At 43.3% G+C, this 16,814-nt stretch carries 16 protein-coding genes; 7 read left to right on the forward strand and 9 right to left on the reverse strand.

All coding sequences use genetic code 11. From position 1 onward, the window contains the following. Window position 1: 1 nt before the first annotated feature. Window positions 2-1,372, reverse strand: a complete 1,371-nt coding sequence (locus CH367_RS00960) for an MBL fold metallo-hydrolase RNA specificity domain-containing protein (RefSeq protein ID WP_100760652.1) — start codon at window positions 1,370-1,372, stop codon at window positions 2-4. Between the two features lie 460 nt (window positions 1,373-1,832). Between CH367_RS00960 and CH367_RS00965 the strand changes: the two genes are divergently transcribed. Both CH367_RS00965 and CH367_RS00970 read left to right on the forward strand, forming a co-directional pair. After that, window positions 1,833-2,756, forward strand: coding sequence for a lipase family alpha/beta hydrolase (locus tag CH367_RS00965; protein WP_100760653.1), 924 nt, complete (start codon window positions 1,833-1,835; stop codon window positions 2,754-2,756). A gap of 138 nt (window positions 2,757-2,894) precedes the next feature. Next, a complete protein-coding gene (locus CH367_RS00970; RefSeq protein WP_100760654.1) occupies window positions 2,895-3,950 on the forward strand; it encodes a 2-dehydropantoate 2-reductase in 1,056 nt (351 codons plus the stop codon). On the opposite strand, the gene CH367_RS00975 is transcribed toward CH367_RS00970, so the two are convergent. From CH367_RS00975 to rssA, 3 genes are all read right to left on the reverse strand, one after another. Next, window positions 3,947-4,561: a DUF2062 domain-containing protein gene (locus CH367_RS00975; RefSeq protein ID WP_100760655.1), complete on the reverse strand. Its 615-nt coding sequence runs from the start codon at window positions 4,559-4,561 to the stop codon at window positions 3,947-3,949. The genes CH367_RS00970 and CH367_RS00975 overlap by 4 nt on opposite strands. A gap of 6 nt (window positions 4,562-4,567) precedes the next feature. Beyond that, a complete protein-coding gene (locus tag CH367_RS00980) occupies window positions 4,568-5,362 on the reverse strand; it encodes a tetratricopeptide repeat protein (RefSeq protein WP_100761296.1) in 795 nt (264 codons plus the stop codon). Between the two features lie 126 nt (window positions 5,363-5,488). After that, window positions 5,489-6,457 (reverse strand): patatin-like phospholipase RssA, encoded by a 969-nt coding sequence (gene rssA / locus CH367_RS00985; RefSeq protein WP_244284441.1) that lies wholly within the window; start codon window positions 6,455-6,457, stop codon window positions 5,489-5,491. A 154-nt stretch (window positions 6,458-6,611) separates the two neighbouring features. Between rssA and CH367_RS00990 the strand changes: the two genes are divergently transcribed. Continuing rightward, entirely contained in the window at window positions 6,612-8,711 is a 2,100-nt protein-coding gene (locus CH367_RS00990; protein ID WP_100760656.1) for a SpoIIE family protein phosphatase, read from the forward strand. A gap of 6 nt (window positions 8,712-8,717) precedes the next feature. Here CH367_RS00990 and CH367_RS00995 read toward each other — a convergent pair whose 3' ends face one another. The 3 genes from CH367_RS00995 to CH367_RS01005 all read right to left on the reverse strand — a co-directional run bounded on the left by CH367_RS00995 (window position 8,718) and on the right by CH367_RS01005 (window position 10,649). Beyond that, window positions 8,718-9,134: a MaoC family dehydratase gene (locus CH367_RS00995; RefSeq protein WP_100760657.1), complete on the reverse strand. Its 417-nt coding sequence runs from the start codon at window positions 9,132-9,134 to the stop codon at window positions 8,718-8,720. 1 nt (window position 9,135) lies between these two features. After that, window positions 9,136-9,588: an FAS1-like dehydratase domain-containing protein gene (locus CH367_RS01000; RefSeq protein WP_100760658.1), complete on the reverse strand. Its 453-nt coding sequence runs from the start codon at window positions 9,586-9,588 to the stop codon at window positions 9,136-9,138. A gap of 116 nt (window positions 9,589-9,704) precedes the next feature. Beyond that, entirely contained in the window at window positions 9,705-10,649 is a 945-nt protein-coding gene (locus CH367_RS01005) for an alpha/beta hydrolase (RefSeq protein ID WP_100760659.1), read from the reverse strand. 90 nt (window positions 10,650-10,739) lie between these two features. Here CH367_RS01005 and CH367_RS01010 point away from each other — a divergent pair, with 90 nt between their 5' ends. The 4 genes from CH367_RS01010 (at window position 10,740) to CH367_RS01025 (ending at window position 14,632) form a co-directional block, all read left to right on the forward strand. Further along, window positions 10,740-13,052 (forward strand): sulfatase, encoded by a 2,313-nt coding sequence (locus CH367_RS01010; RefSeq protein ID WP_244284469.1) that lies wholly within the window; start codon window positions 10,740-10,742, stop codon window positions 13,050-13,052. A 139-nt stretch (window positions 13,053-13,191) separates the two neighbouring features. Beyond that, entirely contained in the window at window positions 13,192-13,668 is a 477-nt protein-coding gene (locus CH367_RS01015; RefSeq protein ID WP_100760661.1) for a MarR family winged helix-turn-helix transcriptional regulator, read from the forward strand. A gap of 53 nt (window positions 13,669-13,721) precedes the next feature. Next, complete coding sequence (locus tag CH367_RS01020) at window positions 13,722-14,231, forward strand: LIC10604 family protein (protein WP_100760662.1); 510 nt, start codon at window positions 13,722-13,724, stop codon at window positions 14,229-14,231. Between the two features lie 2 nt (window positions 14,232-14,233). After that, entirely contained in the window at window positions 14,234-14,632 is a 399-nt protein-coding gene (locus tag CH367_RS01025) for a DUF3052 family protein (protein ID WP_100760663.1), read from the forward strand. Window positions 14,633-14,753: 121 nt separating this feature from the next. Here the strand turns inward: CH367_RS01025 and CH367_RS01030 are convergent, their stop codons facing one another. Together CH367_RS01030 and CH367_RS20945 are read right to left on the reverse strand one after the other, a co-directional pair. Beyond that, the gene (locus CH367_RS01030) at window positions 14,754-15,554 is read right to left on the reverse strand and encodes an enoyl-CoA hydratase/isomerase family protein (protein ID WP_100760664.1); all 801 of its coding nucleotides are present in this window, start codon (window positions 15,552-15,554) and stop codon (window positions 14,754-14,756) included. 137 nt (window positions 15,555-15,691) lie between these two features. Next, complete coding sequence (locus tag CH367_RS20945; protein ID WP_244284470.1) at window positions 15,692-16,813, reverse strand: PAS domain-containing sensor histidine kinase; 1,122 nt, start codon at window positions 16,811-16,813, stop codon at window positions 15,692-15,694. Between the last annotated feature and the right edge of the window lies 1 nt (window position 16,814).

Below are 16,814 nucleotides of genomic sequence, written 5' to 3' on the forward strand. Positions count from 1 at the left end.
CTTACGCTTCCAAATCGACGATGTCGAACAATTTAGGAACCTCACAATCGAATTGTAAAGTGTCTTTGAGTTTGACTCGAAGCGCGTCCGAAGAACCTTTTTCACCGTGAACGATAAAAACTTTTTTCGGTTTTTGTTTTAAGGCTCCGAGCCAATGAAGAATTTCCTTTTGATCCGCGTGAGAAGACAGCCCGTCGATCGAACGAACCTTAGCTTTCACTTCGTAAAACTTACCGTAAATTTTAATCTCGTGATTGCCGTCTTGCAGTTGTCTTCCTCTGGTTCCGATCGCTTGAAAACCGCATAATAGAATCGTTGAATTCGGATCTTCCAAATAATATTGAAGATAAGTCAGAACTCTTCCGCCGGTCGCCATACCGCTACCCGCTATCACGATTTTAGGAGAACGATCCTCGGCTAGTTTGTATGTCTCTTTAACGGATTCCGTTTTTTGAAAAGAATCCCAGATCTGTGAACATTCCATCGGAGAAAGTTTATGCCATTTCGTATGAGTTTGAAAAACTTCGAATACGTTTCTGCCCATCGGACTATCCAAAATCATAGGCACGTTCGGAATTTTTCCCATGGATTTTAATTTCCAAAGAAGATACATGAGGCTCTGCGTTCTTTCCACTGCGAAGCTGGGAAGAATTGCGGTTCCGTCGTTTTTCAAGGTTTCGTTTAGAATTTCGATCAATTGGTTTTCGGGATCGGACGGATGAATTCTATCTCCGTAAGTGCTTTCCACAAAAAGATAATCCGCTTCTTCCGGTCGTTCCGGCGGATACAAAAGAATGTCCTTCGGTCTTCCTATATCGCCCGAAAAAACGAAACGTTCCCCGAACACGTCCAATTCTATATAAGTAGCTCCTAATATATGTCCGTTGTATTTAAACCGAACTCGAAGATTCTCCCCTAGATCCTTCCATTGATCGAGTTCCACGGGATGCAGATAAGAAAGTGATTCCGTTGCATCCTTCAAATCGTAAAGAGGAACGGCTGGTTTATGTTTGGAATATCCGCCCCGATTGGCTCGGTCGGCTTCTTCTTCCTGAATTTTTCCGGAATCCTTGAGAATGATTTCCGTAATCTCCAAGGTGGGAGCGCTTCCCAAAATTTTTCCACGGAATCCTTGTTTCACCAATCTCGGAATATAACCCGCATGGTCGAGATGCCCGTGTGTGAGAAGAACGAAATCGATTTCGGATGCGCGGATCGGAAGCTGGGACCAGTTGAGAAGTCTTAGCTCTTTGAGCCCTTGGAACAATCCGCAATCGACTAGGATTTTATTCTTACCCGTTTCGATCAGATATTTGGAGCCCGTGACCGTTCCCGATGCTCCCAAGAAATGAATTTGAATCTTTGAATTCATTTTTAAAAAGCGAATCTAAGAACGAAAAAATTAAATCATAAAACGGGAAGGTCGGGATTGATTTATATCACTTACGTTGTGTATGCTTGGAGCGAAAAATGAGCGCTCGGAAAGCCCAAGGCAAACGTTTCGAATTTATGTCATTCTATAGACGAGCGATGAATGGCCTTTATCAAACGATTGTTATTGGTAGATAGTCACGAATCGACGATTGGATCCATTCTAACGATGAGTAACGTTTGATTGAAATTTATAAAACGACCTAAATTCTTAAAAATAAATGAACAAACGTTTGTTATTTAAAAGATGAACTTTTTCTATGAATCCTCTTGACAGCAAATTATCTAAGTTTAAATTCTTACCTCGGTGTATCAAACACTACAAGCGAAGAAGACCGAAGCGAATTTCGAGAATAGAAAAAAATAAACTTAGAATAGTGAAGAGAATTGAGGTATTTGAAATGCGCAAATTAAGCTTATTGATCGTTATCAGTTTCCTATTGACTGGGTCCTTGATGGCTTCCGGCGGAGGATCTTCTTCTAAACCTTTATCCGGTTCGTATCCAATCGTACTTTCCCACGGTTTATTCGGCTGGGGAACCGACTCGAGCGGAGTTATCAGTATCGTAAACTACTGGGGTGGAATGGACACCTACTTGAGAAATCAAGGCGCGAACGTTTACGCTCCTACAAAAACAGCGGCTCAGTCCAACGAGACAAGAGGCGCGGAACTTAGAGATAAAGTGAACGTCTACATGGCGGCAAACGGTTTTACTAAAGTTCATATCATCGGTCACTCTCAAGGTGGATTGGACAGCCGTTACATGGTTTCCAACCTGGGAATGTCCGGAAAAGTTTCCACTCTTACGTCTTTGAATTCTCCACACAGAGGATCCCCGATCGCTGACATCGTGAACACAGTTCTTCCAAGCTGGGCGAAACCTTTCGTTTCTGCGGTTTTGGGTGTTGTGGTTCAATTGGTTTACGGCGGCGGACAACAAGACGCAATTAAAGCTCTGAATTCCTTAACTACAAGCGGAATGGCTTCCTTCAACGGTTACACTCCGAACAGCTCTGCGGTTAAGTATTTCTCTTACGGTTCTACGATCACAGTTCCCGATCTGATTCAACATCCTTTGATGGGAATTCTTTACCCTGCATGCTGGGCGGGTGGAATTTTCAACGGACAAGGTGGAGATAACGACGGACTCGTTCCTGCAACTTCTCAGAAATGGGGAACTTGGAAAGGCGGACCTTCTTACGGAATTTTTACAACCGGTGTGGATCACCTTCAGGCATCCAACACTCTTCTTTCCGGCCAAACTTGGTATGACGTAGAAGGATATTTTCTTTCTATGGCTTCCAACGCGAAGGCAAATCAATAATAGTTTCCTAAGTAAATTCCAGTAACCGTGCAAGATAGGATTCCGCGTTCGTTCGCGGGATCCTTTTTTTTGTTTTTTTCCAACTAACTGCGTATAGTTGTAGAACAAAAATTCTAATTCTGGTTAGATGCGAATCCCATGAATCTTTCCTTTGCAGTTTTGGGTTCCGGAAGCATCGGAACGTATATCGGTTGCAGACTTTTAGCGGGAGGCAATCCGGTTCTTTTATACGGTAGGGAAAGAATTCAGAGCGAACTCAAAACTTTCGGCGCGAAAATCACCGATTTTACGAACAAGGAGATTCTCCTTTCGTCCGGCTCCGTTCCTTTTTCCACATCGCTTTCCGACGTTTCGAGCGCGGACGTTTTTTTGGTCACCGTAAAATCCAAGGACACAAAGGACCTCACTCAAGAACTGAGGGGAATTCTGGAAAAGAGACAGAAGCTCCATTCGCTTTCGCGTTCGATTCCGATCGTAATCAGTTTTCAGAATGGGGTTCGAAACGCGGAGATTTTAAAGGAAGGTCTAAAGGATCTTCCGGTGGAAGTTCTGGCGGGAATGGTTCCTTTCAACGTCGTTTCCAAAGGGAACGGACATTTTCACCGTGGAACCAGCGGGAATCTCGTGATCGAACATTCTAAGTCTTCCAAGGAGCTGGCGGGAATTTTCAATCGTGCCGGACTTCCGACCAACACTCACAAAAACATCGGTGGAATCCTTTGGGGAAAACTGATTTTCAACCTGAACAATTCTTTAAACGCACTTTCCGGTCTGACCTTAAAGACCGAAATCTCGAAACCGGGTTATCGCAAGATTCTTTCCAAGTTGATGAGAGAATCTCTTGAAATTTTAAGACTCGCCGAAATCAGACCGATCCGCTCGGGAAAGATGATTCCGAGTTTGGCTCCGATCATTTTGAATCTTCCCGATTTTTTATTTTTTAAAATCGCTTCGAACATGGTTAAGATCGATCCGCAGGCTCGTTCTTCCATGTGGGAGGATTTGGTTCAAAAAAGACCGACCGAAATCGATTCTCTCAACGGAGAAGTGATCAAACTCGCCGACGTGATGGGCCATCCCGCGCCTTTGAATCGGGAAATCGTTCGTTTGATCAAAGAGGCCGAGTCGAAACCGGAGATTTTGAATCTAAGCCCCGAAGACCTCGCAAGAAAAATGAAGATCAATCTAAATTAACTTTTTAGAATATTCCAAATCGAACGATTTTTATCCGTTTCTTTACGAACGTGTTTTTCTTCCCATTGTTGCAGACTTAATCCTTCTTTTTCGGCTTGTCTTTCTCTGAATCCGTTGAGAAGGGATTTGGTGATCGGATATCCGGCGATCGCGGAAGGAATTCCGATTAAAAATCCTCCGAGAAACATCGGCGCGCCCATGTCGTTTATCAAAAATGCGCTCCAATATTTCAATCCTTCGTAGAGTTCCAAAGAACTGGAATGATCGATCACTTCGAGAATTCTCGCGAAGTTCATCGCGGACATATCCCAACCGATGAGATTGTATGCGGCGATTCCGGTGACGTAAAAGATATAATAGAAAAACGGAAGTGTGACCGGGTTCGTGATCCAGATCATCGCGATCGCAATCGGCATATAAAAACGGATTCCGATCAATCGTAAAAGAACCCAGGTGATCAGACCGAGATACATTTGGATTCCGATCAAAGGGGTTAGGGACCAAAAAAGTCCGATGGACGTTCCCAAACACACTTCCTTTACGGGGGCGTGCGATTGCTGAAACGGAACTATAATCTGTTGATGAACGAGTCTATATAATGCTTTTATCATGTGAAATCAAAGACCGGACTTGATTCTTTCCTTGGTATAGGTTTGTAAAGCTTCCAGATATTCTTTGTGAAGCGGAAATATCGAGATCGATTTTTTGATTTCCTCTTCCGCTTTGACGGGATCTTTTCTTTTTTCAAAATAGAATTTGGATAATAGGAAATGCGATTCGGATTGAAACGCCTTGGCTCGGAACGGTTTGGAAATTCCCTTTTCCAGGGAAGAAATCGCGCCTTCGGAGTTTCCTTCCATGATCAAACACAAACTGAATCCGTAATAGGCGTCGCCTTTGTCCGATAAGGTGATCGAGTTTTGAAACTCGCTTAAACTTTCCTTTCTCAGATTTTGTCTGAGATAAAGACTTCCCAGATTCTCATGAATGAGCGCCTCGAAATCAGGGCCTTTCTCCTTTGCGAGTTGAAGAGCTTCCTGATACGTAGTTTCGGCTTCTTTGTATTCCTTATTCGATTCGTAAACGAGACCGAGTCCTCTTTTGCAATCCAGAGATTTGGAATCGAGAGAAATACATTTTTTGAAATCGCTCATCGCGGCGTTTTGATTTTTTTGAAGATAACGAATCCAACCTCGAACATACAGAAGTTCTGCGGAATCTCCTTTGAGTTTCAGATCGGCTTCCGCTTTTTGAAGCGCTTCCACCAGATTTTCTTTTTCGGTGAGATCTCGGATTTCAAAGATCGAAATCGATTCTTTTTTAGTGCAGTTTACGATCGAAAAAAAAGATAAAATCGTAATTAAGAAAAGCGAAGAAAACGGAATTAAGCCGAGTTGTTTGGATCTGTTCATGTTTTTATCTCGAGTCCTGTTTTTCTTTTCAAGCGGTTCGAAACCGTTGCGGAGATCGGCGATCCCGATTCTCCCCATGCGGAAAAGAATCGGGATCGTTTTGATAAGCGCAATCCGGAAAAAAATTCAATACGGTTTTTCCAAATATCCGGAGATCAATTCCGCGGCTCTTTTTCCCTCATCGATACATTCTTTGGCGCGATGAAATTCCATCAGACCGATGTTTCTGAGTCTCGGTGCGATCATCACGTCCGGCGGGTCGCCCGCCATTCTACTTCGTGTGATTCGAATCTGCATAACGTTGATGCTCTTGGACATGACCTCGATCATTCCCGGTTTTTCATCCTTCTCTTTGCGGAGATTCTCCTCAAGATCCGATCCCCAAAATCGGGACATGAACGACTTGCGGTTGTTTTCTTTCGGATTCGATTCTTCGAAAGATTCTTTTCGATCCAAAAGATCTTGGTTCAAGTCCACAGCGATTACGAACTCGGCCCCCATAGCCTTACAAAGAGAAACCGGTACCGGATTGACAAGACCTCCGTCAACGAGCCAACGATCGTCCCGTTTGACCGGAGAAAAAATTCCCGGCAAAGAAATAGAAGCTCGAACCGCTTCCGGAACCGAACCTTCGCGAAGCCAGATCTCGGAACCGTTATCTATGTCTGTAGCAACCGCTCCGTATTTTTTTGTTAGGTGTTCGAAGTTGAGATCCTTAAATTCCTTTTCGAAGAAGTCGAATAATTTCTTTCCACCGAGAAGACCTCCTCCGAAAGATATGTCCATAAACCCGAGAATGTCCTTCCATTCCAAGGTTTGAACCCATTCTTCCAAACGATCGAGTTTATCGGCGGCGTAGAACGCTCCAACCAGGGAACCGATGGAGGTTCCGCAGATGATATCCGGTTTCCAACCGTAAGATTCCAAAACTCGAATAACGCCGATATGCGACCATCCCCTTGCGGACCCGCTTCCTAAAGCCAAGCCGACGCTCTTTTGTTTACGACCCGGTTTGGAAATAAGTTCGTTCTTTAAAGAAAGCTCGGATTCCTGCCGGTTCGTATCGGTTTGGAAAGAATTTTTATCTTTTTTCAATGCGTTATCCTTTTTTATGTAAGATTCTTTGAAAAAACCAAAAAGATCCAGTCTTATGTATTTTTTTTAAGTTTAATCTTACGTCAGTTGTTATATGCAATTGACGACCCTCAATTGAATTACGATTTTAAGTCAGAACGGATTCGGATTCGAAATGCAATTTTCAAAAATATTCTTTTTCTTAATTGGTCCGTTCGCCCTTATCGTTTTAGTAATGATTTCCTCCCCCTGGAACGCGGGAGACGGATTGAGAGCCTATCAAGGCAAAATCGATTTGAGAGGAATTCAAGATCCGGACTTCGGAATGACCAAACTCAACGGAGAATGGGAATTCAACTGGTTGCAAGAACCGGACGACGGTGTCGAAAATCATTCCAAAGGTTTTATCGGAGTTCCCGGTTCTTGGACGAACGAATCCAAAAATCACCAAGCCTATCCGAAGTTCGGTTACGCGACTTATCGTCTGAAGGTCTTTCTTCCCGATGTTTGGAAAAAGAAAATTCTTTCCGTATCTTTGGGTGCGGTGGCTTCCGCTTATCGCGTTAAAATCAACGGACAATTGATCGGAGAATGTGGAACTCCCGGAGTGAGCGCCGATGCCACGATCCCGAGAATCGAACCGAGAGATTTTTTATTCTTTGCGGACGATAACGAAGTCGAGGTCGAAATTTTCGTCTCCAATTACGCTTCCACGATGCCGGGGGTTCTTCTTCCGATATCGATCGGCCCTTCCGATTCGGCTGGGGTTTCCAGAGCGATCACGTTATTTTTCGATATATTCTCCTTCAGCAGTCTTCTGATCATGGGAATCTATCATATATTCCAATATCTTTATCTAAGAAGCAGTGTTTCTCCGCTTTATTTCGGAATGTACAGCCTTGTGATCTGTCTTAGAACTTCGATTATAAATTCAAAAATCGTAATGTTATTTTTTCCGCAGATTCCCTGGTCTTGGATCAATAAGATCAATCATCTTACCTTATCCGTGAGCGTTCCGTTTTTTCTTTTGTTTTTCAGTTCGGTTTTTGCGCCTTATGTAAATCGTAAGTTCATCAACGCGGGAGTGATCTTTTCGATTCTGTTCAGCATCGTGACACTTTTCGGAGATATGCAATTCAACAACCAGAACATATCGATCTATCACTACTTCATTCTCGGAGTGATCTTTTATCTGTTCTACACGATCCTAAAGATCGATTTCGATAAGGAAAGAAATTACACATACATTCTTTACGGCTCGGGAATTCTTTTTATCGCGGTGCTCGTGGATCTTTTTTACGCGCGGGTTTTGAAAACCGGAAGTATTCAGACTTCTCATTACGCGCTCGTGTTTTTCGTGTTTCTTCAATCGCTTCTGCTCGCATCCGAACGATCCAGAAAGTTCGCCGAAACCCGGGAATTGGCGCTGAATTTAAGGACTTCCAACCTCGAACTTTTCGAGATGAAGGAGCAACTCGTTCAAAAGATCGAGGATAGAACCAGGGTTTTGAACGATAATATCATCCAGATCAATCGGGAATTGGAAATCGCGCAGAACGTACAAAGAAAGATTCTTACGCCGCTCGACCGAAGTATATCGGGGATCCGTTTTCATTACGAATACATGCCTCTTGAAAAAGTGGGAGGCGACTTTTTGGACGTGTCCGAAATTCTTCCCGGAAAGGTGAGAGTGGTGATCGCGGACGCGGTCGGTCACGGGGTTCAAGCTTCTTTGATGACGATGGCCTTAAAAACCGAATACGAAGAATTGAAGAATCTTGAAAATCCAGCGCAGATTCTCAAAGAATTGAACTTCCGATTTCTGAAAAAATTCGATTCGTTGGAAAGTATTTTCCCGTGTATGATCGGGGACATCGATGTGGAGAAGGAAGAATTCACATACGCTTCTGCGGGACATCCCGATCAGATTCTTCAGTTACCCGGAGAATTTCCTTCCTTACTCCATAAGACGGGACCGATTCTCGGGTTATTCGAATCCTTGGAGATCGCATCCAAGACGGTCGCGTTTCCGACCGGTTCCAGACTTCTTTTGTTTTCGGACGGATTGATCGAAAATCGTATGAAGGATTCCTTAAATACGAAACAATACAATATGGAATTGATCACTAAAACTCTTCATGAAGGAAGAGAGAACACGTTGATCACATTGATTCAAGAGATCATAAAGATCGAGGAATTAACGAGAGGGGATAATCCACGCTACGACGATATTACCGTCATAGCGGTGGAATCCTATTCGGCCAAAAAAGTCTAATCGGTCTTAACCGATCACCACCATTTCACCGGAACATTTTACTTCTCCGGTTTCATCCGAGGCTTCGACGGAGACCGTAATCAATTTTTCTCCGTTTTCTTCCTTCTTGCGTTTTACCTTTCCGGTACAGGTAAGTTTTTGTCCAGGTTTGGTCATATTCTTAAACGCAACGCCGAATTCTTTGATCTGTTGTTGATCCGCCCAAGAAGTGCAAAGTCTTCCGAGTTGAGCCATCACATACATACCGTGAGCGATCGTTCCGTCGAGACCGGTTTTGCGAGCGAAATCCGGATCGTTGTGAATCGGATTAAAATCTCCGGAAGCTCCCGCGTAACGCACTAAGTTTGCGTGAGTGATTACTTCGGTTTTTAAGGGAGGAAGTTCATGTCCTACTTCGACTTTATCATATTCGATTTTGCTCATATTATGCCTCCGGTTTTCTGATGAAGATGGACATTTCCTGTTCTACGATCGCTTCGCCTTTCGCGTTTGTAACCGTAGTTTTGAAAGTCATCGTATCCATTTTGCCGACAGTAACATTGATACATTCACCCTGAGAAGAAACTCTTCCCGGATAGATCGGTTTCAAATACGTGTATTTTTCCTTTAAGTGGAGAATTCTGGAAGTGTCCACTCCCATGTTTTCCATATCTTGCCAGATTTTCGGATAACCCCAAAACTGAATCACGGTCGGATACGTCGGGGGAGCCGGGATGTCTTCGTAACCCGCTTTTTTAGCGGCTTCTAAATCGAAATAAATCGGGTTGGTTTCCCCGATCGCCTGACAGAACTCGCGGATCTTTCCTCTTTCTACGTCGAATTCGTAGCGATCCAGTTTGGTTCCGATCAGGTCTTTGGATATTCCTTTTGCTGACATATAAAGTTCCTGAGATTTGTTTTAAAAAAGGGCTTTCGACCGAATCCAATCTTACCAAAAAAGAAGAATCCGGTCGATGATTTTTTTAGATAAAAACAGAACAAACGTTCTGTCTGTCAATTATTGTGAGCTTCGAACCACTTTTTGAGATCTGTTAAAACCTTGGTTCTGTCCTCTATACGCTCGTTCATCGTTTCGTGATAAAGACCTTCGTAGATCTTCATGGACTTATCGGAAGAACCCACAACTTCGAAGAACGCCTCGCTCCCGGTGGAATCCGCGATGTAATCCTCTTTTCCGTGAAAGATATAGATCGGAACCTTGATTTTCCCGGCGTTCCCGAGAATCGGACCTTCGCTGTTCAAAAGCATATTACCGAGATAAGCGGAAGCCATTCCGTGAACGAGCGGATCGGTTCTATACGCTTCCACAACGGACTTATCATGGCTGAGATGATTTATGTTCAACCCGGTAGGCATAGTTAGGTTCGGTAAAAGATCCGCGATCACCGGTGCGATTCCCTTTTTGATTTTCATCACCAGATCCAATTTCACTCGGATCGGAAGAGCGGAAATGATAAGCGAATTCAGATTTCCTTGATTGGTTCCTTCTTCCGCGTAAAGAGTGGAAATCGCGGCGCCCATAGAATGACCTAAAAGAGTCACCTTGGAAACTTTTTCTTTCTCTTTGGCGATCGCGATCAGCATATCCAAATCGGAAAGAAAATCCGAGAAGGAATCCACGGCCCCTTTCTTGCCTTCCGAACGACCGTGTCCTCTTGAATCGATGAGATACAACGCCGTTCCGGTTCCGGCAAGAGCTTCGACTAAAAATTCGTAACGCCCGCTGTGTTCTCCGATTCCGTGTTGAACCACGAGAACCCGGTTTCCTTTTCTACCTTCCTTAGGTTGGTAGGTGCGATAGAAGATCTTTGATCCTCCGTTTCCGACGAAGGTATCGTCTTGTAGATTGTAAGAATTACTCCATGACATAGCGGAACGTGTTATAAACGCGAACGATCCTTTGAAAAGAGAAAAAAATTTCGTTTGGGAAAAATTCATCAATGGAAGAAGGTTCTTTTCTGTTGTCTCAAGAAGCCGAACGATTTTCCTGGATTCATGTCTTTATACCGAACGTCTTTCAATTACGGGATGTTTATGATTCTCGTACTTTCGACTTCCTTTTTTCAAGGATGCGATCGTATTTCGACTTCGGATAAGAATGTTGTGAAGGCGGATCTAACCCGTCTTCTCAAAAGCGGCGACTTTGAATGTACGGGCGACACGAATCGGGAAATCGATCGATTTCGGTTTCATTGGAAAAAAAATCCGGGCCGTTATTCCAATCTGAATCCGAAGGATCGATGGAAGAACGTTCAAATGACCTTATATACGGACGAAACGTTGTATATCAACGAATCCCAAGATTCCCTTTTTATTCCGTCCAACCAAGAATGTATTTTAAAGACGAATAACGTGTTTATCGACGATCAAGTTTCATCGACTACGTTCGAATTTTACGCGTCAACGTTGTCGAACTCCGGCGCGATTTCCGGCGATTTACAAGTTTATCAAGACGATCAAAAAATCTTCGAACAAGGTTTTAAAACTCAAAAGGAAGAATGGAAAAAATATTCATTTTCCTTCGAGCCTAAGTCGAAAAATCAAAAAGTTTCTTCCGCTTTAAAAATTCGATGGAATTCTCCGAGCGCCGCCGGTTTGTTTTTAGGGGCGCCGATTCTATTCAAAAAACAAAATACACAAAAAAAGAATGTGATTTTGATCGTGATCGACGCTTTGCGTCAGGATTCTTTGTCTTCGGGCGGATCTCCGTTTCCTACAACTCCCGTATTGGATTCTTTTTCGAAAGAATCGATCGTCTTTAAGAATACGATCGCAAACGGGAATTGGACGAAACCGTCTATGTTGTCGTTCTTTACTTCCGAAATCGCTTCCAATCTCGGACTTGGAAGCGCATGGTTTTATACTTCCGGACAACAAAGAAAAATATTCTATTCCAAAAAACCTCTCACGATGCCGAACGCATTTCGAGAAGAGGGCTACTTCACCGAAAGTATCATGAATAACGTTTTTCTAATGGACTATACTTCCGTCGGAGTCGACTTGGGGTTTCATAATATTCAACAAGTCGGCAAAGATACTCTGGATACGGAAGAGTTGGTTAGCCGAGCGGAAGGTTTTTTTCAGGAACACAAAAGTGATCTGTTTTTTCTTCATCTCAACTTGAACACTCCGCATTGGGGATATAGACCTCCCGCGAAATACTTTCAAGAGTTAAAGGATCAATCCGATCCTTCGCTTTGGAAAGAATTGGACGAGTATCAACAAAAGTATTTGGGAGAGGTTCGTTATACGGACGCTCTTTTGGGGAGAATTTTCGAAGAACTCAAAAAACAAGGACTCTACGAGGATTCTTGGATCGTAGTAACGAGTGATCACGGTGAGCTTCTCGAAAAATCGCATTACTATCACCATCATTTTATCACCGAGACTGTTTACGCGCACGGGGAAACACATTACGAAAAAGAAATACGAGTTCCTTGGATCATTCATCCTCCCAAGTCCTATCAAAATCGGATTCAAAAGAAGGAATTTGAAGGTCAGGTTTCGCTTTTGTCTTTACTGCCGACTTTGTTGGGTTTAAACGGAATTTCTTATCCACAGGAAAAGGTAAAAGGGAACGATTATTCTTTTGCGGTCTTCGGCAAAAAAGGTCCGGAATCGGAGTCCGTCATCTTTACGGAGGGACGGTATTCGGAATCCATTCTTACTCCCGAATTCAAATACATACGAAGATACCCCGGATACGATTCCGTTCGTAGGACCAGAGAAGGGGTTTCTCATAAAATGTCCGAAGAATTGTATGATCTAAAAAAAGATCCGAAGGAACTGGAGAATCTTTCCGGTTCGGAATCTCCGTTGTTAAACGAAGCCCGCTCCGTCTTGAAACGGAATCAACTCGATAAAAACTCGTTTCATCTGCGTCTTCCCGAATGCAAAAACGATTGTGAAAGGGAAATTCGTCTGTTCGTCAAAGGTGGAATTTATCGTTACGATTTTACGGGGGGCGCCGTCGTTCTTCAGGAAGATTCAAAAAACATTACATTCAAAATGTTGAATTCTTCAAGCCGATCCGATCAAATTCTTGTTTTAAAAACGGTGGATCCTTCGCCGGAGTTCCGACTTCAAATTCTAAAAAACGGAAAACCCGAGGAGTATCGTTTGGGAAAATGGGGAATTCTTTCCCGTCCCGCTTCCGAGATTTTAAGAATCGAACCCGATTACGTTTCTCTGGGACGGGAACCGTATCGATACGCTTCCTCCGAAATCCCGTTTTTATACTATCATACCGGTTTTTCCGGCGGAAGGGAAAGCGAAGAAGAAGCCGCGATGGGCAAGGAAGTTCGTAAGATTTTGGAAAGTTGGGGTTATATTCACCAATAAATTTCCACGGTTCGTTCTTCCGTCCATTTCTAAATCAATTTCAATCCATCGCAGATTCGTATGTAGACATTTCGGAATTCTATTTTTTAAGCAGTAATTTGATTTGACTAATCAAAGTATTTGGCTATAAAATGGCTCCGTGAGTTCCGATTTAGTAAGTCAGATTCTTGAGTTCTATCCGAGAATCTTTTTCGCCTGTCATACAAGACATGTGGAAGATCCCAAAACAAAGCAGGTTCTGACCGCGAATCAGGCGAGTGTTTTGGATCATCTGGACGGGGACGAACCCGTAAGTCTTTACGATCTGGCCTTGCACATGGGTGTTACACCTTCTACGATGTCCATCACGGTTTCTCGGTTGGAAGTTTTGAACTATATCGTAAAAGAAAAAAATCCGAAGGACGGACGCGGCACCTTAATTCGTTTAACAAAATCGGGGGAAAGGATCAAAAGCAAAAAATCCGTTCTGGATCCGAATCTCGTAAAGAATCTTTTAAAACGATTGAATAAGGAAGAACAGGAGGCCGCGGTAAAAGGACTCGGCTTGCTTGCGTTTGCCGCAGAGATGGAAATGAAAAACAAAAGTCTTTCTAGGTCCTGGTCCCGGGGAAAATAAGGTTATCGATTTTAGAATATTCTATTTTTTGAAAGCACTTGGAGGTTAAGAGAATGATTTATTCGATTTTATTGTATGCGTTGGGATTTCTTATACTTTTGGGTTTGAGTATCTACGGTATCGGAGCTACTCTTCCGGTGGAACATTCTTCTTCTTTGGAGCGGGTTTTCAAAACTTCTCCGAGTACGATTTACTCGATGATCCGAGATTTTAAACAATATCCGACGTGGAGACCGAATCTAAAAAACATCGAAGAAATTTCTCCCACCTCCTGGAAAGAAACCGATTCTCACAAAGAGATCATGACGTATTCTTTCATACGCGATCAAAAAAATACGCTGATCGAATCCAAAATCATGGACGAGGATAAGCCGTTTGGAGGTTCTTGGACCTTCGAACTCGATTCCGTCGACGGCGGAACCAAATTGAAAATCACCGAAAACGGAAAAGTTTTTTCGCCGGTGTTTCGATTCTTTTCCAAATTCGTTTTCGGTCATACGGCGACGATGGAAACGTATTTCGATTTTATGGAAAAGGAAGTTCAGAGAAGGGCAGGGCGATAAGAATGGCCGGTTATTCAGGAAAAGCCTTAGGCGACAAACTCGGTATAAAATCGGGAATGAAAACGTATTTCAAAGGTCTTCCCGAAGACGTTCAAAAAGATCTCAAGGATCATTTGAAGGACGCGGACTTTTCCGAAACCCTCAAGGGTTCATTCGATTATTTGCATGTGTTTACGAAAGAATCGAAGGATCTCCAAAAACAATTTCCGAAGCTCGTGGAACATCTTGGTGAAAAGGGAATGATTTGGATTTCCTGGCCGAAGGGATCTTCGAAGGTTCCCACGGATATCAACGAAAATCTCGTTCGTGAAATCGGATTAAAATTAGGAATCGTGGACGTAAAAGTTTGCGCGGTTTCGGATATCTGGTCCGGTTTGAAATTTTATAGAAGAAAAGCTTAATATTCTAAAATTCTAAAGATGGATTTGAAACCGGGCGGAGATTGAATCAAAGCCGGCAGTAGAGGGCGGCGAACGCGAAACAATCGAATCGCCGCCGCCCGAAAAGACGAAAGTCCGTCGATTAAGCGTAGTTTGCGGTGTGAGCCAACACCGGTCTTCTTCTTTCCTTGTTCGCGGTCATCGCTTCCAGAAGATTCGGAATCATACTCGGTTGAGTTTGGAAAAGTTTACCCAGTTCCACCGGTGCGGCCTTTGCCGCTTCGACCGCCGCTTTATTCAGAGCTCTTTTGGTTTCCACAGTTGCGGAAGCCGGAATTCTGTTGAGAACGTTGATCTTGCTGATGGATTTTTTTCTCAACTCTTCAAGCGACGCTCCCACTTCGGTTAACAATCCGTTTTGAACCGCTTCTGCGGGTTTGTAAAGAGTTCCTTCCATAGCGGCTTCGGAAACTGCGGAAGGAATCATAACCTGTCTCATTCTAAGAATCAAAGAGTTTGTGATCGGCAAACCGACTAACGGTTCCGCAAAGCCGATTCTTCCCTTGCCTTCCACCATGTATCTGTAGTCGCAAGTGTACGCGATGATCGCGCCTCCGCCGACCGCGTTTCCGCCCACTTCTGCGATCAAGGGTTTTGGAAAACTCATCAAAGATCCGAACATCTCGAAAATCCCCGCCATGATCTTTGCGATTTCCTCTTTGGAAGCGCTCAAAATCGCATCGGGATCCAGTCCGACACAAAAGTCTCCATCGGGCCCCGCGATAATTCCCGCTCTGATATCCTGATCCACGGTGAATTCTTTGAGAATAGAATCCATTTCGTGCATCAAGGGAAGAGTCAATGTCATCGGTCCGTCCGGAACCAATTTCATAACTCCGATTTTTGAATCTTTAGCCGTGATAATTTCTTTTGAAAGTTTCATTCGATTCCTCTTAATTTCTCTGAACTCTTTACATCTTTTTGTATGGTTTCCATTCCAACGTCAGTTTTTGATAGTTTTGGATCAAACTTATTTCCTCCGACGGAAGAATTTATTGGTTTGAATTTGGAACTAATGATTCAGAGGTCCAGTGGAATTTCAATGATGAATTTGGTTCCGATTCCTTCTTCGCTTTCCAAACTGATCTTACCCTTGTGAAGTTCTACGATGACTTTTACGATCGACATTCCGAGCCCCGTGGTTTGTTCCCCTTTTAAACCCTGACGTTTTGCTCTCGTAAATTGATCGAAGATCGCGGATTGAAGACCGAACGGAATTCCGATTCCGGTGTCTTCGACGATGATCATCGCTTTTTTATTTTGAGAATAAGAATGGATCGAAATCTCCCCGCCTTCCTTTGTAAACTTTAAGGAATTGGAAATTAGATTTTCCAAAACTCTTTGAAACTTCAGAAGTTCGACTTGAACGGGAATCGGATCGGTTCCCATTCTTGCATAAAGTTTAATCTTCTTACTTTCCGCTTCGGGAAGATTTTGTTTTACTAGCGATTGGATGAGATGGTTCAAATTCGTCCTTTCGATTTTGAGTTTATAACTTTCGTTTTCCATCTCCGCGATTTGCAGAAGATCCTGAATGATGTTCAGAGACTTGTTGGCGGCTTGGGACATCATGTTGAGAAGTTCCAAATTGTTTTGATCGCTCGCTTGTTCCTTTAACAATTCGGTCAGGCTCAAAATACCGCTGATCGGATTCTTAAGATCGTGCGCGACCGCGGCCAAAAGACGGTCCTTACTTTTGATGACGCCAGTCGATTTTTGTTCGTAGAGTTTTCTTTCGGTTATATCCCGAATGTAGATCGTCGCACCTGAAATCGATTGTTCGTTTTTTGATTTCTGATCGTATAAATTCTCCGATAGGAAAAAGGCGCGGTCTTTCGGAAACGGTATCTGTATGTTTTCCGCCAAACTATAGATCGGAGACGTTAGAATTTCATAATAATTTGAACTACCTTCCTGGTTCGGGATCTCCCATTCTTTTCGAATCGAGTTTCCTTCGAACGTAGAATCGTAAATGTCCTTCCATGTGGCCGATAAATCGGAATCGAATTCTTCCAAAATATTGTTTCCGATCTTCAAATCTATTTTATAGATATTGACGATCGCTTGGTGAAATAGGTGATTCATGGTCAGGATTCTATAACTCTTATCCACGGACCAGATCGAATCCTGCGTGTTCTCTATC

Origin of the sequence: Leptospira barantonii, assembly GCF_002811925.1 — a bacterium.
GTDB classification, from domain to species: Bacteria; Spirochaetota; Leptospiria; order Leptospirales; family Leptospiraceae; genus Leptospira; species Leptospira barantonii.

Excerpts from the sequence above, each read along its gene's own strand:
- CH367_RS00965 (WP_100760653.1), top strand. The coding sequence starts at position 1,833 with ATGCGCAAATTAAGCTTATTGATCGTTATCAGTTTCCTATTGACTGGG.
- CH367_RS01005 (WP_100760659.1), bottom strand. The coding sequence starts at position 10,649 with ATGAATTTTTCCCAAACGAAATTTTTTTCTCTTTTCAAAGGATCGTTC.
- CH367_RS00960 (WP_100760652.1), bottom strand. The coding sequence starts at position 1,372 with ATGAATTCAAAGATTCAAATTCATTTCTTGGGAGCATCGGGAACGGTC.
- CH367_RS00970 (WP_100760654.1), top strand. The coding sequence starts at position 2,895 with ATGAATCTTTCCTTTGCAGTTTTGGGTTCCGGAAGCATCGGAACGTAT.
- CH367_RS00990 (WP_100760656.1), top strand. The coding sequence starts at position 6,612 with ATGCAATTTTCAAAAATATTCTTTTTCTTAATTGGTCCGTTCGCCCTT.
- CH367_RS00995 (WP_100760657.1), bottom strand. The coding sequence starts at position 9,134 with ATGAGCAAAATCGAATATGATAAAGTCGAAGTAGGACATGAACTTCCT.
- CH367_RS01020 (WP_100760662.1), top strand. The coding sequence starts at position 13,722 with ATGATTTATTCGATTTTATTGTATGCGTTGGGATTTCTTATACTTTTG.
- CH367_RS01010 (WP_244284469.1), top strand. The coding sequence starts at position 10,740 with ATGTTTATGATTCTCGTACTTTCGACTTCCTTTTTTCAAGGATGCGAT.
- CH367_RS01000 (WP_100760658.1), bottom strand. The coding sequence starts at position 9,588 with ATGTCAGCAAAAGGAATATCCAAAGACCTGATCGGAACCAAACTGGAT.
- CH367_RS01030 (WP_100760664.1), bottom strand. The coding sequence starts at position 15,554 with ATGAAACTTTCAAAAGAAATTATCACGGCTAAAGATTCAAAAATCGGA.
- CH367_RS00980 (WP_100761296.1), bottom strand. The coding sequence starts at position 5,362 with ATGAACAGATCCAAACAACTCGGCTTAATTCCGTTTTCTTCGCTTTTC.
- CH367_RS01025 (WP_100760663.1), top strand. The coding sequence starts at position 14,234 with ATGGCCGGTTATTCAGGAAAAGCCTTAGGCGACAAACTCGGTATAAAA.
- CH367_RS00975 (WP_100760655.1), bottom strand. The coding sequence starts at position 4,561 with ATGATAAAAGCATTATATAGACTCGTTCATCAACAGATTATAGTTCCG.